The organism is Kribbella speibonae (assembly GCF_004331375.1).
In the GTDB taxonomy this organism is placed as follows: Bacteria; Actinomycetota; Actinomycetes; order Propionibacteriales; family Kribbellaceae; genus Kribbella; species Kribbella sindirgiensis.
The window spans coordinates 358666-382358 of the sequence record NZ_SJKC01000007.1; the positions used below are offsets into that span (position 1 = coordinate 358666).

General features: G+C 68.3%; 19 protein-coding genes. 1 reads left to right on the top strand and 18 read right to left on the bottom strand.

Going from position 1 to position 23693, the window contains the following annotated elements; genetic code table 11:
- Positions 1-5: 5 nt before the first annotated feature.
- Both E0H92_RS38425 and E0H92_RS38430 read right to left on the bottom strand, forming a co-directional pair.
- A complete protein-coding gene (locus E0H92_RS38425) occupies positions 6-179 on the bottom strand; it encodes a CsbD family protein (protein ID WP_131499753.1) in 174 nt (57 codons plus the stop codon).
- 52 nt (positions 180-231) lie between these two features.
- Complete coding sequence (locus tag E0H92_RS38430; protein WP_131499754.1) at positions 232-507, bottom strand: hypothetical protein; 276 nt, start codon at positions 505-507, stop codon at positions 232-234.
- Between the two features lie 157 nt (positions 508-664).
- Here E0H92_RS38430 and E0H92_RS38435 point away from each other — a divergent pair, with 157 nt between their 5' ends.
- Positions 665-1456, top strand: a complete 792-nt coding sequence (locus tag E0H92_RS38435; protein WP_131461117.1) for an NPP1 family protein — start codon at positions 665-667, stop codon at positions 1454-1456.
- A gap of 25 nt (positions 1457-1481) precedes the next feature.
- Here the strand turns inward: E0H92_RS38435 and E0H92_RS38440 are convergent, their stop codons facing one another.
- From E0H92_RS38440 to E0H92_RS38515, 16 genes are all read right to left on the bottom strand, one after another.
- Positions 1482-2027: a TetR/AcrR family transcriptional regulator gene (locus E0H92_RS38440; protein WP_165550227.1), complete on the bottom strand. Its 546-nt coding sequence runs from the start codon at positions 2025-2027 to the stop codon at positions 1482-1484.
- Positions 2028-2074: 47 nt separating this feature from the next.
- On the bottom strand, positions 2075-3007 hold the full coding sequence (locus E0H92_RS38445) for a GTP-binding protein LepA (RefSeq protein ID WP_131461115.1): 933 nt from the start codon (positions 3005-3007) through the stop codon (positions 2075-2077).
- Positions 3008-3174: 167 nt separating this feature from the next.
- A complete protein-coding gene (locus E0H92_RS38450) occupies positions 3175-5613 on the bottom strand; it encodes a X2-like carbohydrate binding domain-containing protein (RefSeq protein ID WP_131499755.1) in 2439 nt (812 codons plus the stop codon).
- A gap of 63 nt (positions 5614-5676) precedes the next feature.
- Entirely contained in the window at positions 5677-7434 is a 1758-nt protein-coding gene (locus E0H92_RS38455) for a carboxylesterase/lipase family protein (protein WP_131499756.1), read from the bottom strand.
- Positions 7404-8789 carry a glucose-6-phosphate dehydrogenase gene (locus E0H92_RS38460; protein WP_202874038.1) on the bottom strand — a complete coding sequence of 462 codons (1386 nt, stop codon included), beginning with the start codon at positions 8787-8789 and terminating at the stop codon, positions 7404-7406. The genes E0H92_RS38455 and E0H92_RS38460 overlap by 31 nt, the downstream gene beginning before the upstream one ends.
- A gap of 36 nt (positions 8790-8825) precedes the next feature.
- Positions 8826-10094, bottom strand: a complete 1269-nt coding sequence (locus E0H92_RS38465) for a hypothetical protein (protein WP_238173782.1) — start codon at positions 10092-10094, stop codon at positions 8826-8828.
- A 49-nt stretch (positions 10095-10143) separates the two neighbouring features.
- Positions 10144-12171 carry a HelD family protein gene (locus E0H92_RS38470; protein ID WP_131499758.1) on the bottom strand — a complete coding sequence of 676 codons (2028 nt, stop codon included), beginning with the start codon at positions 12169-12171 and terminating at the stop codon, positions 10144-10146.
- Positions 12172-12292: 121 nt separating this feature from the next.
- On the bottom strand, positions 12293-12673 hold the full coding sequence (locus E0H92_RS38475; RefSeq protein ID WP_131461110.1) for an antitoxin YezG family protein: 381 nt from the start codon (positions 12671-12673) through the stop codon (positions 12293-12295).
- Positions 12670-13320, bottom strand: coding sequence for a DNA/RNA non-specific endonuclease (locus tag E0H92_RS38480; RefSeq protein ID WP_131461109.1), 651 nt, complete (start codon positions 13318-13320; stop codon positions 12670-12672). The genes E0H92_RS38475 and E0H92_RS38480 overlap by 4 nt, the downstream gene beginning before the upstream one ends.
- 25 nt (positions 13321-13345) lie before the next feature.
- On the bottom strand, positions 13346-15988 hold the full coding sequence (locus tag E0H92_RS38485) for a bifunctional YncE family protein/alkaline phosphatase family protein (RefSeq protein WP_238173783.1): 2643 nt from the start codon (positions 15986-15988) through the stop codon (positions 13346-13348).
- Between the two features lie 124 nt (positions 15989-16112).
- Entirely contained in the window at positions 16113-17468 is a 1356-nt protein-coding gene (locus E0H92_RS38490) for an ABC transporter permease (RefSeq protein WP_131499760.1), read from the bottom strand.
- Positions 17468-18394 (bottom strand): ABC transporter ATP-binding protein, encoded by a 927-nt coding sequence (locus tag E0H92_RS38495; RefSeq protein ID WP_131499761.1) that lies wholly within the window; start codon positions 18392-18394, stop codon positions 17468-17470. Before E0H92_RS38495 ends, E0H92_RS38490 begins: the two co-directional genes overlap by 1 nt.
- Before the next feature lie 100 nt (positions 18395-18494).
- Positions 18495-19511, bottom strand: coding sequence for a ferritin-like domain-containing protein (locus tag E0H92_RS38500; protein WP_131499762.1), 1017 nt, complete (start codon positions 19509-19511; stop codon positions 18495-18497).
- 37 nt (positions 19512-19548) lie between these two features.
- Entirely contained in the window at positions 19549-21330 is a 1782-nt protein-coding gene (locus E0H92_RS38505; RefSeq protein WP_131499763.1) for an ABC transporter ATP-binding protein, read from the bottom strand.
- Positions 21323-23074 (bottom strand): ABC transporter ATP-binding protein, encoded by a 1752-nt coding sequence (locus tag E0H92_RS38510; protein WP_131499764.1) that lies wholly within the window; start codon positions 23072-23074, stop codon positions 21323-21325. The genes E0H92_RS38505 and E0H92_RS38510 overlap by 8 nt, the downstream gene beginning before the upstream one ends.
- Positions 23075-23194: 120 nt before the next feature.
- Positions 23195-23653 (bottom strand): nuclear transport factor 2 family protein, encoded by a 459-nt coding sequence (locus E0H92_RS38515; RefSeq protein ID WP_238152601.1) that lies wholly within the window; start codon positions 23651-23653, stop codon positions 23195-23197.
- Positions 23654-23693 lie beyond the last annotated feature (40 nt).

The following is a 23693-nucleotide window of genomic DNA, read 5'->3' on the forward strand; positions in this document are numbered from 1 at the left end:
CCGCTTCAGTCCTTGAAGGCGTCCTTGACCTTCTCGCCGGCCTGCTTCAGGTCGGCCTTCGTCTTCTCGGCCCGCCCTTCGGCCTGCAGGTCCTCGTTGTCGGTCGCGTCGCCGACTGCTTCCTTCGCCTTGCCCTTGGCGGACTCGGCCGCGTTCTGGAGCTTGTCCTTGTTGTCCATCGTCGTCTCCATCCCTTGCTGTAGGAGCAACCGGTACCCGGCGTTAGTGCCCCTACACGCGTACGGAGATCGCTGCGACGAGGACGGACAGCGCGACGCCGGCGACGATGATCAAGGCAACGACCAGCAGGGGGCTCTCGGTCGGTGGACCGGAGTCGGTGCGGGCCAGGTGGTCCAGGCGGTCAAGGTCCGGGCCCCAGCCGAACGGGCCGGCCAGTGACTGACCGTCGGCGGTTCCTGGCAGCGGGTGAGCGTCGTACGTCGGCATCGATCCGTCGGGCAGTGCGGGCGGCGAAGGCCGGAGCTCCGCCTGTTCCTCAGCAGGCACGTGTTCCTCCCAGGCACCTGCCGTTCCTCACGGTCTCCCCACCGCGGCAGGTGTCCGTTCCCACTCTAGTCATCTGACGTCTAGGCGGAAGTGGTGATTTCCTGCCATCCTCGTGTCGTTCCTTTCCGCCCTGAATTAAGTTTCGAAGGAGCGCTCCATGCAGGACTCCGCCCCACCCAAATCCTTCCGCCGGACGCTAGGTGTCGTCCTCGGCACCGCCGCCCTGATGATCACCTCGGCCGCGGTGGCGTACGCCGCTCCGCCGCCGGCCCTGCCGCAGAACGCCGGCGGGTACGAGCAGTCGTTCTCGCCGGCGTACGACTACGACACCGACGGCTGCTACGCCACGCCCGCCATCGGCGCCGACGGCACCCTCAACCCGGGCCTCAACCCGACCGGCGCCGTGAACGGCAACTGCCGCGACCAGTCCGACCTGGACAACTCCCAGACCTACGCGCGGTCGAAGTGCAACAACGGCTGGTGCGCGATCGTGTACGCCAGCTACTTCGAGAAGGACCAGGCTCTCCCGGGCAGCAGCCTCGGCGGCCACCGGCACGACTGGGAGCACGTCATCTCCTGGGTGAACCAGTCGACGAACCAGGTCGACTACGTGACCACGACGCAGCACTCCAGCCAGGTCACGTACCCCCGTTCACAGGTGCGGTTCGACGGTTCGCACCCGAAGGTCGTCTACCACAAGGACGGCGCCAGTACGCACTTCTTCCGGCTTGCCAACAGCAACGACGAACCGCCGGAGAACCACTACCACAACTGGCGCTACCCGCCGCTCGTCGACTGGAACGGCTACCCCAGTACGTCGTTACGCGACACGCTGATGACCGCGGACTTCGGGTCCGCGACGATCAAGATCACCGACAAGGACGACCGGTTCCGCAACCTGCTGAACGCGTCCAAGCCGTCCGGGATCCCCTTCGACCCCTGGGCCTGACGAACCGAGGAGGCGTGCGCGCTTGTTACTCGGCGCGCACGCCGCCGGTCAGCGACTCGGCGATCAGGTCGATCATCTCGGCATGCCGATGGGTGGCCGTCTCGGCCTGCCCGAGCGCGACCGTGTCGAGGAACACCCGGCTGACCACCAGTTCCGCGGCCGCCTGCACCCGGGCCGGATCCGCCACCACGTCGTCGGCGCCGGTCAGGACGCAGGCCACGGTCTCGGTCGCCTCCGCGAACAACTCGGCGGCCCGGGACGCGATCTCCGGTCTCCCTTGCGCCTCCCGGAACACGATGATCCGGGCCGCCCGGTCATGCTCCAGCTCCTCGGCCATCGTCGCCACGATCGCGCGCAACCGCCGCCGTACTGTCCGGCCGCGTGCTGTGGACCGCAGGACCTCACGGGGTGCCGGGCGCTCCTGCACCACCGCGAGCAACAGGTCCAGCTTGGTCGCGAAGTGGTAGAACACCAGCCCGGACGGTACGCCGGCCTCGGTCGCGATCCTGGCCGTCGACGTTGCGTCATACCCGTGCTCGGCGAACAGCCGCTCGGCGGTCTCGATGATCAACTGCCGTTTGGACGGTCGCGTGGCGTGGCGCGTATGCGCTTGTGCGGTCATGTGCCTGCCGGTTGGGCGGCGGGCCAGACTTCACCTTTCCGTTCAGCGGCGAGCACAGCGGCTCGCTTGAGGGCCTTGAAGACATAGTCCGGTACTCGCATACCCTGCCGCTGCGCGAACATCAACTCGTACTCCGCTCGCCCGACCTGCCGCGCGTACTCGCGCAGCTCCGCCTCACCGCCGTCACTGATGTTCAGCTTGTCCATCACGTCCCCGAACTCGGTCACCTGACGCTTGTTGTAGGCGCCGACCACTTCGAACGTACGCTTCCGCAGGCCGCGCGTCAGCGACTTCTGCCATCCCGACAGCTGATCCCACAGCTGCTGCGCGGCCATCTGGTAGTACGCGAAGTGCCCGGGCTCCTGGCGGCGGATCGGCGCGACCACCGTGGCCGCGACGGCCCGCTCACCGAGCTCGACCAGCCCGGCGTGAAGCTTGTTGTAGGCAAGCACCGCGGAACGCTCGGTGGCCAGCCCGGTCAGGTAGTAGAGCATCCGGCTGATGTCCTGCACACCGGGCACCCGGCCGAGCGCGCCGAGGAACTTCAGGCTGAACGAGACGTCGGTCAGGTTCGGTTCGTGCGGTTCGACGCCGAGCAGCTCCTGCAGCTTGTCGAGGATCTGCCCGTGGCGGGTCTCCTGCGGCATCCATACGTCGGCGTAGAAGTGCCGGTCGACCTCGGGCGGATCGGGCAGCAGGATGTTCAGTTCCAGCACGTTGCGCTCGACCTCGAGCTCGACCCGGGTCATGTAGGCCAGCACCGGCCCGAACCGCTCGGCCAGCAGGCTGGGCTTCTTCATCGAGTAGTCGACACTGCCGAGCGGGATCGGCGGGTGCTCCTCGCCCAGCCGATCGACGTGGTCGGCCAGCCTGGAGTCCTCCCGGCGGCGGCCGCGCCGGCGTGAAACGGTCACATCGCTCAACCACATAGGCGGCACCTCATTCATCCGACAGGGATGCGCGCTCGATCCCCCAGAGGCAAGCCTAACAAAGTAACTGACTGATCAGTCAGTCAGAGCTACCCGGTTTCTGTGACCCCGGCGACACAACAGCGGGTGGCGGCCTCGAAGGACCACCACCCGCCGAAAGACTTGTATTACTTGGCGATGGAGTAGCGGATGGTGTCGCTGCGGAGTACGTCGCCGTTCACCTTGACGATGCGTACGACGTGTTGCGCGTTCCGCAGCCCGGTCGCGGTGAACACCGTCCGGTTCGTCACCCGGGTGTCGTTGTGCAGGTTCACCCGGCGTACGAGCTTGCCGTCGACGTACACGTCCGCGTCGCCCTGATCCGGTGCGAGCGCCGTACTCCACTCGACGCCGGTCCCGGTGAACGTGAGGCTGACCGACGCACCGTCGGCCTTGGTGGCGTGGATGTCGTCGCGGTAGTCGCCGCGGAACCTGACGTCGAGCGCCGTGTTCCCGACCGGCAGGTTCGCCAGGTAGGACTTGCTGATCGTCACGGTGTTACCGCTGACCGTGTAGTCCGTGCCCTTCACCAGGTCCTGGCCGGCCTTCGCGATCCCGTCCAGCTCGCCCGGGTCGCGTCCGAGCTGCACGCTGACATCGGCCGGCGCGTTCTTGTCGAACGTCGCGGTGTCCGGGTTCAGCAGGCTCTCCTGCCGGATGTTCAGCTTGTCGAGCAGCATGAACTGGCCGGACTTCTTCACGGCGCGGATCGTGTGGCTGCCGTTCGGCAGATCCGAGACGCTGTAGACGACCTGCTGCGGTTTGTTGTGCCCTTCCGCCGGATCCATGTACGTACTCACGGTCTGCTTGAACTCGCCGTCGATGTAGATGTCGACGTCACCCTGCCCCGGATCGGTCTCGGTCACGTAGTCGACGCCGGTGCCGACGAAGCTGTACGAGAACGAGTCGCCGTTCCCCTCGGTCCATTGCACGTCGTCCTGATAGTCGCCGAGACCACGCCCCGAGCTGTAGTTCCAGTTGCCGGAGTAGACGATCTCCGGGCTGTTGTTGTTGACCTCGACGGTCCGCGTCGGAAGGTCGGCGGCCTTCGCCGAGGACTCAGTGACGCCGACGGTCAGCGCCTGCGAGACCGCGGGTACTTCGTAGTTCTTGTTGCGCTCCCACGCGCCGTCGTACGCCACGCGCTGGTCGTCGTCGTTGACGCTGATCGCCGAGTTCTTCTGCGGCGTGACCTTCAGCAGCCGGACCCCGTGGATCGGGACGTCCTTGGCGGTGAAGCCGGACGCGAACGTGCCGAGATCCTTGCGCGCCCACAGGTCACGGACCTTGCCGGCGCCGTTCAGGCCGAGGTCGGCGAAGTTCACCGTCATGTCCGCGTCGGTCTGGCCGAGGTTGAACAGGGCAACGGTGTACGAGCTGTCCGGGTTCAGCGCGAACCACGTCTGCCGGTTCGTCTTCATGGACAGCGGGTGCGCCGGGCGGCCGGCCTGGTTGACCGCGATCACCTCACGGTTGGTCAGCAGTTCGAGCCCGTACGAGTCCAGCTTGGTCATGTCGTTGCCGACGTACATCGGGGCCGCGGACACTGCCCAGAGCGTTGCCGCCGTACGCCGTTCGTCCTTGGTCATACCGTCCATCTGGCCGTTGCCGACGTCGAGCGAGTCGAGGTCGTTCCAGCCGCCCGGTCCCGCGTGCCGCCACCATTCGGCAAGCTTCGGGAACAACCGGTTGATGTTCGGCCAGGCGGTCAGCGCCGTCCCCGTGCAGTAGCACTCGACGTCCCAGTCGACGCGCCAGCCGTTCGCGTACTGCTTCCAGTAGTCGGCGTAGTTGATGTCCAGCGCCCAGGACAGCTCGAACCAGATGTTGTGCCGCTTCAGGGCCTGCGACCAGGCCTTCACGTCGTCGCGGGCATCCAGCGACAGGTCGCTGATCCCCGAACCCGGGGTGACGCTGTCGAACTTGAGGAAGTCCAGGCCCCAGGAGCCGAACAGGTCCGCGATCGAGTCGACGTACTTCTGCGCGCACGGCTTCGAGAAGTCGATGCGGTAACCGATCCCCCAGTAGTCGCCCTTCTGCAGCGGCAGCACCGGCAGGTCGCCGGTCGTGCAGCCCGGGGCGCCGTAGATCGGCAGCTTCGCGTCGATGACGGCCTTGCTGATCCCGGGGATCGTGTAGAGGCCGACCTTCTGGCCGTTGGCGTGGATGTGGTCGATGACCGCCTGCAGGCCGTTCGGGTAGAGCTTCTTGCTCGGCGTCGGCCGGCCGTACGCGTCGATACCGTCGTTCCAGCCGGCGTCGATGTTGATGTACTCGTACCCGTACGGCTGCAGCTTCGCGTGCATCGCGTCGGACTGGGCGATCAGCTGATCCGCCGTGATCCAGCTGCCGCCGTTCGGGTTGTAGACCTGCATGCTGTAGCTGCTCCAGCCCATGTAGGGCCGGGCGGCCTTGTCGCCCGCGGGACCGGGCATCTCGGTCGCCGCGGTCACGCTCGTGGTGGCTGGTGCTGCTGTCGACGTACTCAAACCTGCCGGCAGCAGCCCGGCGACCACGAGCCCCGCAAGCGCGGCCCGCAACACCCTGCTCCGAACGGATCTGGTCATGGCGGTGACCTCTTCCCAGAGAAATTCATCGAGAGAACCGAATCGGATAGGATATTGGAACTATTACTTAACCTTGTCAAGATTCTGTGCGAAAGTGGTGCAGTGATGACGGGCCGCGAAGTCCGTCGAGACCTGTGCTGCCGGGAGCTCCAGCGACAGGACCTTGCCGGTGTGTCCGTACCGGGGCCAGTTGACGGCGTGCGTCGACGGGTTGCCGGTCTTCGCGAAGTTGACCCAGGCGGCACGCATCGAGTCGGCCAGTGCGGTCTGCTCGGCGTTCAGCGGGACCGGGAAGGGAGCGTTCGGGAGGTCGAACAGGTACCACATCTCGGAGCCGTGCGTCGCGACCGAGAGCAGGCCGGGCGGGGCGAAGAGGAACGGCGCGGTGTCGTCGTTGAACTCATAGCCGTACGTCGGGACTCGGCGGGCAGCCCACGTGTTCACCTGGGCCGCGCCGCAGGCGAAGGTCGCGTCGCCGACCAACGTGCCGAATGCCTTGTCGGGTGTCGGGTAGGCGGTGAGGGGGTAGTCGGCGGCGATGGTTGCGGCTTGGGTGGGTGATACCCGGAGCGCGGTGGCGATGTTGGTCTCGTAGTTCGCTGCTGTGACCGGGGTGGTGTAGGGGACGTTGTAGCCGCGGCTGACGACTCGGCCGCCGAGGGTGAAGAGCGCCTCTTCGTCGTGGTTGCTGCCGTTGAGGATCGTCACGTGGTTGAAGCGGCCGGCAGCGAGCGCCGTACCGATCGATTCCTTCAGCACTGCTCCGTCGATCACGCCGGGGATCGTGGCACTCGCTGAGTCGACGTTGTCTACGAGAGTCTGCACCGGAACGTTCCGCAGGCACTCCGCGGACTGGTCCGCGCAGCCGACCTTCGTCGCGAACTCCTTGCCGGACGTCTCCGCCTTCGCCCGCGGCTCCTGCTCCAGTGCAAACGCGCCGCTCTCGACGATGGCTCGCTGGAACAGTCCCTTGGAGCTGCGCGAGGTGACGTGGGCGAGCACCGACAGGCCGCCCGCCGACTCACCGGCGATCGTGACGTTGTGCGGGTCGCCGCCGAACTGGGCGATGTTGCGCTGTACCCAGCGGAGGGCGGCCTGCTGGTCCATCAGGCCGTAGTTGCCGGCCGCTCCCCTCGATGCCAGCGCCGGGTGGGCGAGGAATCCCAGGGCTCCTAGCCGGTAGTTGACGGTCACGACGACCGCACCGGCCTTCGCGAGCTTGGTGCCGTCGTAGTTGGCCCCGGTGTCCGCGGTCAGTCCGCCGCCGTGGATCCACACCACGACAGGCTTCTTCGCCACCGCCCTCAGTGCAGGCGTGGAGACGTTGAGGAACAGGCAGTCCTCGGACAGTTGAGCAGGTGTCACCACGCTCGGCGCCTGCGGACAGCCCGGTCCGTACGCCGTCGCGTCCCGCACACCCCGCCAACTCGCGGCAGGCTGCGGCGCCCGCCACCGGAGGTTGCCCGTAGGAGCCGCAGCAAACGGCAACCCCCGGAACGAGTACGTGCCATCAACACTCACCCCCCGGACAACCCCATCACCCGTCACAACAAGAGGACCCCCGGCGGAGGTCGCCGTGGTTGCGGTGGTGGTCGCGTCGGCTGTGGGGAGGCCGCTGGTGGAGATTGTCAGGGCGGTGGCGGCCGACAGCGCGGCGGCCGCCGCAGTTGCGGCGAGTAGCGGGCGGCGGGGGATTTTCACGATTCGGGGACCTCGTCTGGAGAGTGGTTCGTTGTCGGCACCACTCTTCAGCTCGGGACCACCGGTCGCCCCAGGGAGAGTCCCTGGTTTCAGGCAGCGGACTCCCGGGGGTCCTGCCACTCCGCAGGCCCGTCGGACCCCGCCTCGTACTCCTCCAGCGGCACCTCGTCAGCCTTCCACGCCGCAACCACCGGCTCGACGATCTCCCAGCAGCGCTCAGCCACGTCTCCACGCACCGAGAGCAGCGGATCACCCCGCAGGATCCCGTTCAGCACCTCGCCGTACGGGAGCACCGACGCCGACGGCAGCGTCGCGTCCAAGAACACCTGACCCATCGTGTACGGCCCGTCGACGCCGAGCGCCGGAACAGACAGCGACAACTCACCCGGGTTCAGCCCGATCCGCAAGGTCTCGCCATCGCGCCCGCCATGCAGCCCGGACGGCAGGTGCCGCAGCGGCTTGAACTTGATCACGATCTCCTTGCGCGCGGTCCCCAGCGCCTTCCCCGACCGCAGCGTGAACGGCACACCCGCCCACCGGTTGGTACCCACCTCGACCGTCACCTCGGCCAGCGTCTCGGTCTCCCGCTCCGGGTCCACTCCCGATTCACCGGCGTACGCCGGAACAACGCGACCGCCCGCGACACCCGCCGTGTACCGCGCCCGCCGGCTCGCCTCGATCCCGGAGCCCCGGTACAGGCGCGTACTGCGCAGCGCCCGAGCCATCTCGCTGCGCACCTCGACCGCGTCCATCGTGGCCGGTGCGTCCATCGCGAGCAGGGCGAGGACGAGCAGCAGGTGACTCTGGATCATGTCCACCAGCGCGCCCGCGTTGTCGTAGTACTGCGCGCGACCCTCCAGGCCGAGCGTCTCGTCGTACACGATCTCGACACTCTCGATGTGTTCGGCGTTCCAGACCGGCTCGAACAGCCGGTTCGCGAACCGCAGGCCGATCAGGTTCAGGACGGCGGTCCGACCGAGGAAGTGGTCGACGCGATGCACGTTCTCCTCGGGCACGAGCGACCCGACCAGCTTGTTCAGCGCGGCCGCGGACGCGGCGTCGGTACCGAACGGCTTCTCGAACGCCAGCTCGGTGCCCTCCGGGAGCTCGACCCGCTGGAGCGTCTCGACGATCGCGGTTGCCACGGCCGGCGGCAGCGAGAAGTACAGCACCGGCGCCGGACCGGCGAGCTCGAGGAGCGCCCGCAGGTGCGCGGGGTCCGTCGGGTCACCGGCGACGTACTGCGTGGTCGCGAGGGTCTCCGCCGCAACCGGACCGATCTCCCCTTGCGAGGCGAAGGCCGTCCGGACGCGGTCCGTCCAGTCGTCCGCCGCGAGCGGCGACCGGCCGGTGCCGATGATCCGCACGGCGGAGGCGCGCGGGCCGGCGAGCAGACTGCCCAGGCCGGGCAGCAGCAACCGGGAGCTCAGGTCGCCGCTGGCGCCGAAGATGACGACGGTTCGTTGACTCAACACGGTCACACTCAACCACGTGAGCGGCAACCGCATTCCCTACCCGACGGTTGTCTCGAGGGTTGGGTACGGCGTGTCCGGCAGGCCGAGGTTGCGCCAGACGAACCGCGGGACCCAGCCCAGGAAGCCGCGCAGGTACGCCGCGCAGAAGGCGATCGCGGGCTGGCTGTGCTCCCCCGGCGTGAACCAGACCCAGTCCTCGACGATCCGGAACGGCGCGCCCGGCGTCGCCATCAGGTACTCCATCTGGCGCGGATGCATCACGTCGTACGCGAACTTCGTGTCCGCCGAGTGCACCGCGAACCGGTCGTTGAAGGCCGCGCTCTCGAAGCTGATGCCGTCGCGGAAACCCTTCGGCCCGACGCTGAGCTGCGGCATCCGGGCCGGCAGCTGGAAGCCGAGGATCGGCTCCGAGTGGTTCTCGACCACGGTCCGCGTCTGCGAGTTGCCGTTGCTGTCGGTGTACGACTCAGTGTGCGAGGTCTTCCAGTGATGCTTGAACGCTACGAAGGGAGGCCCGTCGCCGTCCCGCCCGCGGATCACCTCGTCGGTGCGGTGACCGTACCCGCCACGGCGGACCGGCGTGTACTGCAGCAGGTTGTCGTCGACGCCGATCCAGTACCAGTCCGGGTGGTGGTAGAACCTCAGCCGCGGCTCCGGCTCCGGCTGGATCCAGTGGTCGAGCGGCGTCGCGTCGATCGCCGCCGCGATCGCGCCGAGCTGCTCCAGCCACGGGCCGAGCTGATCGAGCTCCTTGCGGGGCGGATTCAGGACGACGATCTGGTCGCCGTCGACGCCGAGATTCACGCCCGGCTGCCCGGCTGCCAGCACGTTCAGCTGCGTGCACAGCCCGGACGTCATCACCTCCTGCGCGAACGCTGGGTCCATCGCGCCGACCTGCCAGCCCGGCCCGAGCTGCGCCGGAGCGAGTACGCCGTGCGCGAGTACGCCGTACCGCGGTGCCGTCTCGCCGCCGGTGATCCACAGTTCGGGGAGCCGCCGCGCCAACGTCACCATGCCCACCCAGCCCGACCAGTACGTCGACTTGTACTCGATCACCTGGAACGGACGGCCGGCCGTGGTCAGCCCGGTGATCTGGTCGTCGGGTTTGCGCAGGAACCCGACGCCGAACGGCGGATTGCTCAGCCGGGCCACCGCGTCGAACGCCGGGCTGTCGACGAAACTCCAGCCCCGCTGCCGGATCGACCCGATGTACTGCTGGCGGCGGACGAGCGCGACGATCCCCCACACGATCGCCGCCACGACCAGCAGCACGGCGATCACCATCAGGACGATCAAACCGCTCACTTGCGCCTCCCCGATCCGGCTGCGTGCACACCGGACGATAGCGCCGCGATCAGGCCAAGGCGCCTGGCAGTGGTTCGGCGTGGATGATCTGCAGGCGGCTGACCGCTCGGGTGAGGACGACGTACAGCCGGTGCAGACCGCGCGGCTCTGCGGCGACGATGTGGGCGGGCTCGGCGACCACGACCGCGTCGAACTCCAGACCCTTGGCGAGCGTGGCCGGCACGCACACCAGGCGCACGGTGTCGATTTCGTCCTCGGTCTCGCCGATCAGCGCGACCTCCAGCCCCGCGGCTGCCAGCGCGTCCCGCAGCCGGCCGACCTGATCGTCGGCGGCGATCAGTGCAACCGATCCTTCACCGGCCAGCGCGGCCCGGCAGCCCGCCACCACCTCGTCCGCGAGCGTGGCCTCGCTGGCCGAGACGATGCTCAGCGCGTCGGCGACCGTCCGGACGCCAGTCGGTACGCCGAGCGTCGGCGCGATCTCGGGCAGCAGCTTCGCCGCGAACCTGATGATCTGCTCCGGCACCCGGAACCCGCGGTCGAGCTCGGCCACGACCCCGTCGCCCTTGTCGAGATGCCCGAGCACGCGATCCCACGACCCAGCGGCCCACGGCGTCGTCGCCTGCGCGAGATCGCCGAGCACCGTGGCCGATCCCGTCCGGCAGCGCCGGCCGAGCGCCCGCAACTGCATCGCCGACAGGTCCTGCGCCTCGTCCAGGACGAGATGCCCGAGCGAGCCGGTCCGCCGCTCGATCAGGTCCTCGAGCTCGTCGAGCAGGACGGTGTCCGCGAACGACCACTTCGCCGACTTCCACGAGCGCGGCGGTTTCGGCCAGAGCAACGCCGTACGGTCGTCGCCGGTCAGGTCCGGGGCCGCGGCGGCCAGGAAGTCCGCGTCCGAGAAGAGCCGGTGCAGCACCTGCTCGGGGGCGACCCGCGGCCAGACCGAGTCGAGGACGTCCTTCACCGGCTTCGACCGTGCGACCGCGTTCTGCACCCGGTCGTCCGGCGACTCGGCCCGCTCCTCCATCCGGACCAGCACGACATGCGCGATCCGCTGTGCGAGCGCGTTCCTCCCGGGCGCGTACCGGGTCGACTCGCGCAGGTCCGACACGATGTCGACGACCTCGTAGTCGTGCACCCGGTAACGCCGGGATCCCTTGCTGTACAGGACTCCCTCGGTCGGCGTACCGACGTACGACCACAACGCGCGGCGCAGTACGTCGGCCATCCGCGCGTCGCCCTTCAGCCGCTCGGCGTCCGTCGGGTCGGCGGCCGCGGCAGGCCGCGTGAGCAGCTCGTCGATCGTGATCTGCCGGACGTCGACCTCGCCCAGCGCGGGCAGCACCTTGCGGATGTACGACAGGAAGGAGCGGTTCGGTCCGACGATCACGACGCCGCCCCGGCCGAGGCGTTCGCGTTCGGTGTAGAGCAGGTACGCGACGCGGTGCAGACCGACAGCGGTCTTGCCGGTGCCGGGCGCGCCCTGCACGCAGACGCTCGGGTGCAGCGGCGCACGGACCAGGTCGTCCTGTTCCGGCTGGATCGTGGCCACGATGTCGCGCATCGGGCCGGTCCGCGGCCGTTCGATCTCGGACCGCAGGAACGCGTCCGCGTGGTCGGACTCGACGACCCCGGTCAGCGGCTCGTCCTCGAAACCGGTCAGCTCCGCGTGGTCGGAGAAGCCGTACCGGCGGCGCATCAGCACGTGCTGCCGGTCGCTGTGGGTCGCCCGGTAGAACGGCACCGACACCGGTGCGCGCCAGTCGATCACCAGCGGTACCCCGGTGCCGTCGTGGACGTGCCGGCGGCCGATATAGATCTGGTCCAGGTCCTCGATGGTGCCGTGCTCGTAGTCGAGCCGGCCGAAGAACAGTGGTACGTCGGGCAGGTCGAGGAGCGCGTGGGTGCGCATCTCCTTGGCCCGCTGGTTGGCTTCGTTGGTGAAGCGTTCGTCGTTGTCCTCGCCGCCGATTTTCTGGACCTCACGGTCCACGACCTCGGCGTACATCCCGCGGAGCGCGGTGCGGGCGGTGGAGAGATAGGCGCGCTCGGTTGCTACTTCCGGTTCGACCATTGTCGAAGAGCCCTCGAATCGTGAGCTGGGTCCCGCCCCGGAGCAGATCCATCCGGTTCGATTCGATCCCGAAAAGACAGACCGGCGACGCTACCACCCGGTCCGGTGGGCTGCCACCGAATTACTGCAGCCAGTCGGGCGTGTGCTCGGCGTCCCGGGGAAACGCGGCCAGGTCCGCCGCGTAGATCGTTGCGTCGACAGGGATCGACCACTCCGGCTTGCTGTCGTAGTCGAAGTCCGTCGCGAAGTGCCCGGCCGACGTCACCGTCACCTTCGCCGTCAGCCAGGTCCCCTTGCCCGGCTGGTACATCTCCCGCCGCAACTCCTCGAAGTGATCCTCGAGCCCGTCCGGCAACGGATCCAGTTGCGCGCCGTCGACCTCGCCGTCCAATTCGGCGTACGACGTCGTCGCCCGGTAGACCGCACTGACCTCACGCCACCCGGCCGGCAGGTCCGCGACCAGGGCACGGGCGATCGTGTCGATGACGCCGATCTCGCTCATCCACGCTCCCGGGGTTTTGTTTCCCTGAAGATACGCCGCGGGGAGTGCTTGCCGTCGTGCCGGTCCACGACGGTGCGGGACGACGGGCGATCCGTCGTACGGTTCGCGTGCCGGACGTCGATGGCGGCGTGCACCTGGATGCCGGAGGCACGCATCGCCTGCCAGGTCTGCTCCATCGCACGCCAGTTCTTGCTTCCGGCCTGCGCGCGGTTCTGCTCCTGCGACTGGGCGGTGACGTTGATCGACTCGCCCGGGCCGTCGAACACCGTCGCGAACAGGTGACCGCCGTCGTCGGTCGGTTGCCGGTCGGGCTCGCCGGCCTCTCGTTGCGCGGTCAGGTTGCGGCGCTCGTCGTTCTCCTCCGCCGGCAGCCAGCCGAGCCAGCCTTCCGCGTGCGTCACCCGGCCGGACTTGTCGGTCGCGTACAGGTAGCGGTCGTCGACGACGTACACGGCCGACGGCTCGGGCTTCATCAGGTCGGCGTTCCAGTGGCCGGCTCGCCCGGACTGTTCCTTGTGCACCGGCAGGCCGGCGTACTTCTCCGGCACCACCGGTACGTCGTCCGGGCCGTAACCGACCGCGCGAACGTCGGCCGGATCGGCGGGTTGCTCGATCCGGGCCGACGCCCGCGACGGTCGTTCAGGCATGCGCTCTTTCTACCGGTCGAAGGTGTCAGCCGTCGTTCTCGGCGGCCGGGATCACCGCACCCGGAACGTTCTGCGGTGCGACGATCTGGGTCTCGCCGGGGTACGGCAGGGACCAGTTGTGCGCCTCGTACCAGTTGTAGTGGTTCATCTGGGCCGGGTTCGCGAAGTCGGCGCGAGCGTTCGGGCCGGTGGTCCGCTGCTGGTCCTTCCACGCCGACCACTGTGCCGCCATCGACTCCATACCGGCCGGGACGGTCACCGTCGGCGCCGCCGCGACCGCCGGGTTCTGCGCCGCCGGCACATCGAGACCGCAGGACGGCGGGGTCTTCAGGCCGTCGGTCAGCGGCACCCGGTTCGGGAGCGCGGTGAACGGCGTGTAGTTCGGCTTGCTGGTGAACGCGCCGTACATCGGGGTGGCCGCGGTGTCCTTCTGGTTCATCGGCTTCATCCCGAGGATCTGCTCGATCGTCCGGATCATCGTGATCTGCGTGTAGTAGTGGCTGTCCACCGCACCGTGCTGCGCGTACGGGCTGATGATCTGGATCGGCGCCCGGTGACCGTCGACGTGGTCGAGACCGGCCTGCGAGTCGTCCTCGACGACGAAGATCGCCGAGTCCTTCCAGTACTTGCTGTGGGTGATCTGGTCGACGATCCGGCCGGTGGCCAGGTCGTTGTCGGCGACCTGCGCCGGACCGTTGGCAGGACCACCGGTGTGGTCGTTGGAGAGCCAGAACATGTTCAGGTTCGCGGGGCCGTTTTTCAGAAAGTCCTTGCGCCAGATCTCGGTCTTGTAGATGTCCGGGACGCTGGTGTCGAACTGCGGGAAGCCCTGCACCGACACGTTGTTCAAGGACGGGATCGCCGACCCGATCGTGATCGGGTACTTCGGGTCCGCCCCGGTCGCGATGATGTTCTTGGTGTCGCAGTAGTAGTTCTGCCAGGTGCCGTCGGCGGGCTTCTGCTCGATCGACAGGAACTCGCCGAAGTTCTTCACCGACTTGCCGGCCGCCTGCACACCGGTCCAGAGGAAACCGCTCTTCTGGTGGCCGAGGGCATCGTTCTCGGTGTCGTAGCTGCGCAGGTACTCACCGGCCGAGGACTCGGTGTACTCCGGGTTGTCGGCCTGCATCAGCCAGTTGTGCCCCTCGGCGGAGTTCGTGCCGATGTCGTAGGTGTTGTCGTACAGCCCGAACTGCTTGGCCAGCGCGTGCTGGTTCGGCGTGACGTTCTCGCCGTACTGCGCCAGCGCCGGGTCGCCGTTGCCCTCGGGGATGTCGCCGTACAGCTGGTCGTAGGTCCGGTTCTCCTTGACTATCAGGAAGACGTGCTTGATCGTCGACGGGTCGCCGAGCTTCGCCGGGACCGGCACCGGCTTGCGCCGGCCCGCGTCCGTGGCGACCTGGGCGGAGCCCTTCGTCCAGCCGTTCTGGTCGAAGACCGTCTGCGTGTACTTCTTGATCGCGTGGTCGTCGGGCAACTGGAACTTGGTCAGGCTCGACGTGGTGTCGTGCGTGCCGCGTCCGGCGGCCGTCGTCTCGCGGCGCGCGTCGATGCCTCGGGTGTTGGACACCACGATGTCCTTGCCCACCTGCGCGACTTCCGCCGGGAAGTAGTCCGTCGGCAGCAGGCCGACATAGCTGACCGGCTCGAGCGGATTGCGGTACTTGTAGACCGCGACCGCGTTCGCGCGGCCTAGCGACACCAGCAAGTGGCCGTCGTCGGTCAGCGTCACGCCGTCCGGCTCGTAGCCCACGGAGGCCTCCGGCCACGGCTGTGTGGCGATCGTCTGGACGACCTTGCCGCGCTTGGTGTCGATGACGGACACGCTGTTGGTGGCGGTGTTGGTGACGAACACGACGCCGTACTTCGCGTACAGCGCGGTCGGGTGCAGACCGACATCGATGCTGCCGACGGCCGCGGCCGGGTTCGCCAGGTCGATCACGCTGACCGTACCGGTCGTGGTGATCGCGTTCTGGTTCGCGACCACCTGGGTGCCGTACGAGTTGATCGTCGGGTCACCCGGTCGCGCGGTCCGCCCGCCCTCGTTGCTCACGTACAGCTTGTTGCCGACGACAACCAGGTCGCGGGGCGCGTTGCCGGTCGCCCAGCTCTGCTTGATCGCCCCGGTCGCGGTGTCGATCGCGACGACCCGGTTCTGGCCGTTGACCGCGGAGTACACGGTGGAGCTGTCCGCGGAGAACACTGCCTCGGCCGCCAGTGAGTGCTTGTCGCCGTCGGCGGGGATCGCCACGAACGTCGGGTTCGCGAGCGATCCGTCCGAATTCACGCTGAACTTCCGGTAGCCGTCGGTCTGCCCCAGCCAGACCTGCGAACCGTCCGGCGAGTACGTCGGACCTTCCTGGCCGACGTCGTTGCCGGGGATCTTGAGATCCGCGGCGGCGTTGTTGCCGACGTACTGCTGGACCTTCCAGTTCTTCAGGTCGATGATCGCGAGCGCCATCCCGCCGTCGGTCACGGAAGCCGCCAGGTGGCTGCCGTCCGGGCTGACCGTGGACGACATGATCTTGCCCTTCTGGAGGACGAGACGGTCGCCGATCGGCTTGATGTACTGGTCGGACGAGATCACCTCACCCTTGTCGGTGACCTGCCCGACCTGGTCGTGACCGAAGCCGGTCGTCGAGGCGACGGCGGTGCCCGCCAGAGCCACCGCAACGGCCGCAGCCCCGGCCGTGACCAGTGGTACTCTCCGCCGGAGGGGACTTGGCGAGCCCTCGTCGTCACGCCTGCGATGGCGTGTTACCTGCATGGGAGTTGTCCCTTCGGTTGGGGCTTCAGTTGGCAGGTAGCAGTTCGATATTGCCGTCGAACTGCCACAGGGGGTTCGGTTCGTCCCCGGACGGGGTGCGGACCAGGAAGAAGCCGTTAACTTCTTTCGGTCCGTCCCCGTCGGCGACGTACCGACCGAGTGGGTTGATGTCGAGTTGGTAGATCGCCGAACCGGCCGCTTGCACTCCGGGGATGTGCCAGCTCACGACGCAGCGCCAGTCGTTGCCGGGTCCGCGTGCGGCGACCTGGTCGCCGCCCTTGGTGCACTCGGCGGCGCTCTGCAGTTGTTCCTCGGTCACGTCGGCACGGTTCAGCTGCTTGGTCTGCAGCCGGTAGAGGTGCGCGAACTCGACCGCGAGCGCCCGCTGCACCTTGTCCTGATCGATCCCCGACCCGAAGCCGGTCACCGGAGCGACGGCCGCCGTGGTGACCCCGAGCAGTACGACGAGGGGCAGCAGGCCGGCCGTCAACGCGAGACGTCCGGTCCCGTCGTCGGTCGGGTTGGTGAAGTCACGGCGTACGAAGATCACGTACGCGAGGCCGGTCGCGACGACGGCCCAGACCAGGCTGACGATCACGCCGATCAGCAGCGGGCCGAGCTGCGCCGGCTGGGTGAAGAGGCCGTTCCAGCTGATGAACGCGTAACCGGGAAGCGCGAGACGGAAGGCGACCGGGACCGGCAGTTGCTGAACTATCTGCATCGCGAGCGCGACGACCGCCGGGAGCAACAGTCCCATCGGCGATCGACCGAGCGCGACCGAACCCAGCAGTCCGATCGCGGCGAGCGCGAGCGTCGGCGCGAGGGCGCACAGCCACGCGAGGAAGACGGTGCCGGCCGCGCTGCCCGGTGCGAGCAGGTGACCGTCGAGACCGATCAGCTGCCGGTTGCCGACGACCAGCAGCCCGCTGATCGTGCTCGACACGACCAGGCCGATCACCAGGACCAGGATCACGGTCAGGCTGGACAGCGCCTTCGCGACGAAGATCCGGCGCGGCGACCGGACCGCCACCAGCAGATGGCGCCAGGTGCCGAGGCGGTCCTCGGCCGCGAAGACGTCACCGGCGATCAGCGATGTCAGGAGCGGCAACGCCCAGGAACCGGAGAAACCCAGCAGGACCAGCGGGCCGGCCCATCCGGTGGCATGCATCCAGCGACCGAACAGCGTGTCGACCGGCAGCGAGGCCTGCTGGCTCACGACGGCGACGAAGAGAGCGGGCGCCAGACAGCACGCGACGATCAGTACCCGGACCCGCCACTGCGTGAGCAGTTTGACGAGCTCGAAGCGATACCCGCGAACGATCGGCACCCGGCGGACGACCGGGCTGTCTTGGGTCTCGGGCGCAGCCACGGTGGCCGTCATCAGTTGGTCTCCTGCTGCTCGGTGAGGGCGATGAAGGCGGCTTCGAGCGGCGACACCACCGGTGCGAGTTCGCGGACGGCGATGTCGTCGCGGACCAGCCGCTTCACAAACTCGTCCAGCGCCGGCACCGCCGACGAGATCACCAGCAGCTCGACGCCGTCCGGCTCCTGATCGCGCAGCCGGATGCCCTTGGTCTCGCGGGCGATGCGACGAGCAGCGGCCGGGTCGGAGGTGCGGACGCGGTAGTCGAGTTCGCTGTCCTCCGAGGCCAGCTTGCTGATCGGGCCCGAGAACGCGACGCGTCCGGTCGACAGGATCGTCACCTCGGAGCAGAGCGCTTCGACGTCGTCCATCCGGTGGCTCGACAGCATCACCGCCGTACCGTCCGCGGCCAGCCGGGTGAGGACGCCGTACACGTGCTTCTTCCCGGCCGGGTCGAGACCGTTCGACGGTTCGTCGAGGATCAGCAGCCGCGGCTTGGTGAGCAGGGCCGCGGCGAGACCGAGGCGCTGACGCATGCCGAGCGAGAACCCGCGAACCCGGTCGTCGGCCACATCGGTCAGGCCGACCTGGTCGATCGCGTCGTCGATGCTCGTCGTGCGATCACCACGCAGCCGGGCCAGGGCGGCCAGGTTCTGCTTGGCGGTCATCGACGGGTACAGGCCGGGGCCGTCGACGAAGCCGGCGACACCGTCGGGTACGGCGAGGGCGCGCCCGACCGGCGTACCGAGAATCTCCAGGTCGCCGCGGTCGGGAACGGCGAGACCGAGCAGCAGTCCGAGGAGCGTGGTCTTGCCGGCTCCATTGGGTCCCACCAGGCCGTGGACCTGGCCGGGTGCGACGTCGAGGTCGACGCTGTCGAGTGCGACGACCTCACCGAAGTACTTGGTGATGCCGCGGGCACGGACAGAGGGCGGTGCGTCCATGGTTAATACATTAGGAAGCAATGTACCTAGGAGTGAAGACCGAAGGTTAACTATTGGCGAACTGGGGTGAACTCCTTTCAGTTCAGCTCTCAGGACCTTCTCAGTCGCGCTGCCCGGGTTCGACGTACTGGAAGGTCGGCCCGGCGGTGGTGTTCTCGTCCTCGCTCAGCCGCATCAGCTTCAGGACCTCGGACTTCAGCCCGAACATCGCGCGGGTCGCGTCGCGGATCAGCGCGGGTTCGCCGGTGAACGCCCGCTCCAGCAGGAAAAGCAGCGTGCAGTAGGTAGCGTCGAACTCCTCCTGCGCGGCACGGATCTGTGGATCGGTGGAGCGGCGCGGGTTCGGCTGCATCGGTGAGACGCCGGCCAGATCGACGGTCACGGGCTCGCCCGTCGGACCGGACTGCGGGGTGTCGCCGCGCTGGTAGCGGCGGCCGAGCTTCAGCTCCTGGAAGCGGTAGTAGTGCGCGACCTCGTCGCGGTCCGGGTGGAAGATGTCGCGGTCACCGTCCCAGACCTCGCCGCGCGCCGTGCCCTCACCCTGCTCGACGATCTCCTCCAGTGCGTCGAGCGCGGACTCCAGATTGGTGACCGGCTGCACCGCTCCGGCACTGTGGTGGAACGGGCCCGCGGTCACCTGGCGCTTGGGGTCACCGGAGAACAGCTTGTCCTCGCCGAGTGTCTCCGCGAGATAGCGGAGTCCCTCCTCGATCGCGTCGTAGAACTGGCCGATCGTCTCGTAGTGGTCGGACTCGGCGACCGCAGTCGGCGCCTCGGGCAGCTCGAGCCGCAGGAACATCTCGAGCGCGTCCGGCCCGAACGGCAGGAGCTCCAGATCGATCGCGCCGTGCGGCAGTTGGCGCGGATACCCCGGCAGCAGCTCCGGGGCGTCCAGGCGCGGCCCACCACCGACGGCGTTCAGCAGGTTGCACGCGAGCGAGAGATGGATCATCTCCTCGACGAACACACTGCTCACCACCTCAACCGCGTCCGGATTCCGCTCCGGGTCCAGCGAGTACAGGGCACACAGGTACGGCGGGAGCGTGGCGTGCTCGAGCTCGATCGCCCACTGCAGGTGTTCGTGAAGGCTGTCAATTGTGTCGATGCGCTGGTTCATACCTGTTGAGACAGCACAGGCACCTCTCCTGTGACCGTCAGCGGTAGGCCCGGGCCTGGAGTTCGAAGAGTTCGGCGTAGCGGCCGCCGGCGGTGAGGAGGTTCTCGTGGGTGCCTACCTCTTCGACGCGGCCGTTGTGCATGACCACGATGAGGTCGGCCATGCGGACGGTGGAGAAGCGGTGCGAAACCAGCACGGTGATGCCGCCGGTCTCGGCGGCGGCGATCTTCGCGGCGGACGCGTACTGCTCGTAGAGGCGGTGCTCGGCCTCCGGATCGAGGGCCGCCGTGGGCTCGTCGAGCAGCAGGAGCAGCGGGCGTTCGCGCATGAACGCCCGGGCCAGTGCGAGCCGCTGCCACTGCCCGCCGGACAGCTCGACGCCGTCGGTGAACTTCTTGCCCAGTTGAGAATCCAGCCCGCGCGGCAGCCCCGCGATCACCGACTCGGCATCGCCGCGTACGACGGCTGTCCGGACCGCGTCCTCGTCCGCGGCCCGCTCGATGTCGCCGATCCCGACGACCTCCCGCGCGGTGAACTCGAACTTCACGAAATCCTGGAACCCCGCCGACAGCTGCGACCGCCACGCGTCCGGCCGCACCGTCGCCAGGTCTACACCGTCGACGAGGATCTTGCCGGTCGTCGGGTCGTACATCCGGGCGAGCAGTTTGACCAGCGTGGTCTTACCTGCGCCGTTCTCCCCCACCAGCGCGACCGCCGAACCGGCCGGAACAGTCAGGTTCAGGTCGCTGAGGACCGCGGAATCCGAACCAGGATAGGAGAATCCGACGTTCCGCAACTCGATACCGGTCGTGATCCGGTCGGGCGCCGCCGCGACGCTGGAGCGCCACGAGTTCTGCTTCGCGTACTCGCGCAGCCAGTCGTACCGGCCGAAGCTCCGCATGACCTCACCGACCCAGTACACGTTCTGCGCGATACCGCCGGTCATCTGATCGACCTGCGGCGCGAGCAGCAGGACGAGGACGACGTCGCCCGCCGAGGCCTGCCCGTGCCGGGCGCGGACCACGACCCAGACGATCGCCGCGGCGTACGCGAGACCGAACGCGAGCCGCACCGAGCCGTCCACCTTGCCACCCCAGCGGGCCGCCTCGACCCGGCGGTCGAACCGCTGCGTCTGCAACGCGAAGATCTTGTCCAGCAACACCTTTCCGAGCCCGAACACCCGCAGCTCCAGACCGGTCCGCGGGTCCTTCGCCATCTCGATCAGCTTGTCGACGAGCCGCTCCTGCGGCATCGAGTCCTCCCACGCCTTGCTCTGCCGCGTGCTGCTCAGGTACGCCGACCAGATCCGCGCACCGCCCAGCAACGGCAGCAGGAGCAGCACCGGATGCACCGACCCGAGCAGCGTGAGGACCGTGATGGTGTTGGTCACCGTCCCGAACGCCCACAACAGCACCTCGGCGCCGACACCCATCCGCCACGCCTTCTCGCGCACCAGCTCGAGCCGGTCGGCGACGTCAGGACGCTCGTGGTGCGACAACCCGGGGATCCCGGTCGTCACGTCCAGCAGGTCCGCGTGCACGCGGCCGGCCATCCGCTCCTGCGCGGTGTCCTGCAACGGCCACCCGAGTCCGTCGGCGAGGAACGACACCGCGAGGCCGCCGACGATGATCGCGATCCCCAGCGCGATCGTGCTCGACCGGTCCGAGGCGATCCCGTCGACGAGCCGGCTCACGCCATACGTCTGGGTCGGTGCCGTGATCGCGCGCGCCGCGACCAGCACGGTCGAGATCGCCATCAGACCGGGCGCGGCCCGGAACGACGTGGACAGCCACAACCACAGGATCCGCAGGCTACGCATCGACTGGCTCCGTCCCCGTGACATAGCGCTCGGCCTGGAGCCGGAACATCCCGGCGTACTCGCCGTCGTGGGCGAGCAGCTCCTCGTGCGTGCCGTCCTCGACGATCCGGCCGTCGGACAGCACGCAGATCCGGTCCGCGTTGCGCACCACCGAGAACCGGTGCGAGATGATCAGCGACGCCACACCGGAGGTCAGCTCCAGATAGCGTTCGACCAGCTCCGCCTCGGCGCGTACGTCGAGCGCGGCGGCCGGCTCGTCCAGCACCAGGACACCCGCGCCCGCGTGCACCGCGAACAACGCCCGGGCCAGCGCGACCCGCTGCCACTCGCCGCCGGACAGGTCGACGCCGCCGTCGAACGTCTTGTCCAGCACGGTGTCCCAGCCTTTCGGCAGGCGGCGCACCACCTCGTCGATCCCGGACTCGCGCGCGACTCTAGCGAGTGTGAGCTCGTCACCCGCGCGCTCGACCGCGCCGAACACGACGTTGTCCGTCACCGACAACGGGAACCGCAGGAAGTCCTGCACGATCGCCGCCACCCGCCGCTGCCACGCGGCCAGGTCCAGATCCGCGAGATCGACACCGTCGACGAGGATCCGGCCGCTCGTCGGCCGGTACGCGCCGCCGAGCAGCTTCACCAGCGTGGACTTGCCGGCGCCGTTGACGCCGACCAGCGCGAGCGCTTCGTGCGCGCGGATCGTGAGGTCGAGGTCGCGGAGTACGGCGAGGTCGGAGCCCGGGTAGTGGAAGCTCACCTTCTCGAACCGGATCTCGCGGGCCGGCATCGTCTCGATCCGGTGCTTCGTGCTCACCACCGGCTCCGGGTGCCGTTCGGCGATCGTCGCCGGGAGGTCCCGCATCGCGCGGTACGCCGAGAGTCCGCGCCGTACCTGCGCGACGCCGTACCCGTTGTTCGCCTGACCGATCGCGAGGATCGCCGGCAACGTGGTCGCGACCTGCGTGAGCGGCAGCGTGCCGTTGTAGGCGGCGCGACCGACGGCGAGGATCGCGACGCCGTTCGCGATCAGATGGACGCCACCGATCAGCAGCGACCACTTCGCGTTCCGTTTGCGGCGCGCCCACACCGGGCGGTAGCCGGCCGTCCAGTCGCCGACGTACCGCTCGACGAGCCACCGGTGCAGACCGAACACGCGCAGTTCCTTCGGCGCGTCCCGCATGCCCAGATTGAAGAGGTAGTGCGCCCGGCGCTGCTCCTCCGTGTTGCCCCACCAGACGTCGACCTCACGCTCGATCAGGCGACCGCCGTACCACTCCAGGAGGATCGTGACCGCGACCAGCATCGCGGCCACCCACCACGCGAACATCGCGCCGACGATCACCGCGGAACCGACCAGCGTCACCCGGCTCGCGATCAGCCACGGCAGCTGCCCGAGCCCCTGCGCGAGATGGAAACCGCCCTGGCCCTTCGCTCGCTCCTGGACGTCGAGTACTTCGGAGTCTTCGAGGTGCTCGATCCGGCGCGGCTTGAGCAGCGGCTGGGTGATGCCGGTACCGATCGCGCGGACCACGCCGGCGTCCATCACCAGCGACGCGACCTGATGCAGCGCCGGGGTCAGGCTGTCGATCACGAAGACCGCGAGCAGGCCGCCCAGCAGCCAACCGAACTCACCGATCGGCATCGCGTCCGGGCCGCCGTCGATCACCCCTGGAACCGCCCCGACGACCTGACCGGTCAGCAACGTGACCGCCATCCCCAGCACCGAACCGAGGACGGCAAGACCCATCGTCAGAAGGGTGCCTCCAGGCGCAACCCGCACTCCGTACCGTAGCAGCGTCAGCACCCAACCGACCGTAGTCGGGCCCACCGACAAAACGCACCCGAGTTTCCGGGCCTGACCGTTACATCACCCGACAATGGGTTCCGCGTGGGCCTCGGGGTAGCCGGCCGCGGCGAGGCGGTCGAGGGTTCGCTGGAGGACCGCGGTGTCCTCGAGGGTGCGGACCTCGGTGATCTTGCCCCACTTGATCCGCAGGAACTGATGCACGACGTTCTCGTACGTCGACCCGTCCACGACGTTCACGTGCACGATGACCGCTGTCGCGACCTGCGTGTTCCAGGGCCAGCCCGCGACCAGCACGTCCTGGACCTCGAACTGGGTCCCGGGCAGCAGCCGGAAGCAACGCTCCCACCAGCGCCGCAAGGCCTCGTGCGTACGCCGCTCGCCGCCGAGCGCGTGATCTCCGTAGAACCGGTACGTGAACGACGGCGCCATCCCGGCCACCATCGCCTCCCAGTTCCCCGCACTGATCTGCGTGAACGCGTTCCGCACCTGCCGCGCGACGATCCGGTGGTAAATGCCCATACCGGCAGCCTAGGCGCAGTGAGTTCAATGCTGCAACTGA

Coding starts and splice junctions, on each gene's coding strand:
- E0H92_RS38425 (WP_131499753.1), bottom strand. CDS start 179: ATGGACAACAAGGACAAGCTCCAGAACGCGGCCGAGTCCGCCAAGGGC.
- E0H92_RS38435 (WP_131461117.1), top strand. CDS start 665: ATGCAGGACTCCGCCCCACCCAAATCCTTCCGCCGGACGCTAGGTGTC.
- E0H92_RS38445 (WP_131461115.1), bottom strand. CDS start 3,007: ATGTGGTTGAGCGATGTGACCGTTTCACGCCGGCGCGGCCGCCGCCGG.
- E0H92_RS38450 (WP_131499755.1), bottom strand. CDS start 5,613: ATGACCAGATCCGTTCGGAGCAGGGTGTTGCGGGCCGCGCTTGCGGGG.
- E0H92_RS38470 (WP_131499758.1), bottom strand. CDS start 12,171: ATGGTCGAACCGGAAGTAGCAACCGAGCGCGCCTATCTCTCCACCGCC.
- E0H92_RS38475 (WP_131461110.1), bottom strand. CDS start 12,673: ATGAGCGAGATCGGCGTCATCGACACGATCGCCCGTGCCCTGGTCGCG.
- E0H92_RS38480 (WP_131461109.1), bottom strand. CDS start 13,320: ATGCCTGAACGACCGTCGCGGGCGTCGGCCCGGATCGAGCAACCCGCC.
- E0H92_RS38490 (WP_131499760.1), bottom strand. CDS start 17,468: ATGACGGCCACCGTGGCTGCGCCCGAGACCCAAGACAGCCCGGTCGTC.
- E0H92_RS38495 (WP_131499761.1), bottom strand. CDS start 18,394: ATGGACGCACCGCCCTCTGTCCGTGCCCGCGGCATCACCAAGTACTTC.
- E0H92_RS38500 (WP_131499762.1), bottom strand. CDS start 19,511: ATGAACCAGCGCATCGACACAATTGACAGCCTTCACGAACACCTGCAG.
- E0H92_RS38505 (WP_131499763.1), bottom strand. CDS start 21,330: ATGCGTAGCCTGCGGATCCTGTGGTTGTGGCTGTCCACGTCGTTCCGG.
- E0H92_RS38510 (WP_131499764.1), bottom strand. CDS start 23,074: ATGGGTCTTGCCGTCCTCGGTTCGGTGCTGGGGATGGCGGTCACGTTG.
- E0H92_RS38515 (WP_238152601.1), bottom strand. CDS start 23,653: ATGGGCATTTACCACCGGATCGTCGCGCGGCAGGTGCGGAACGCGTTC.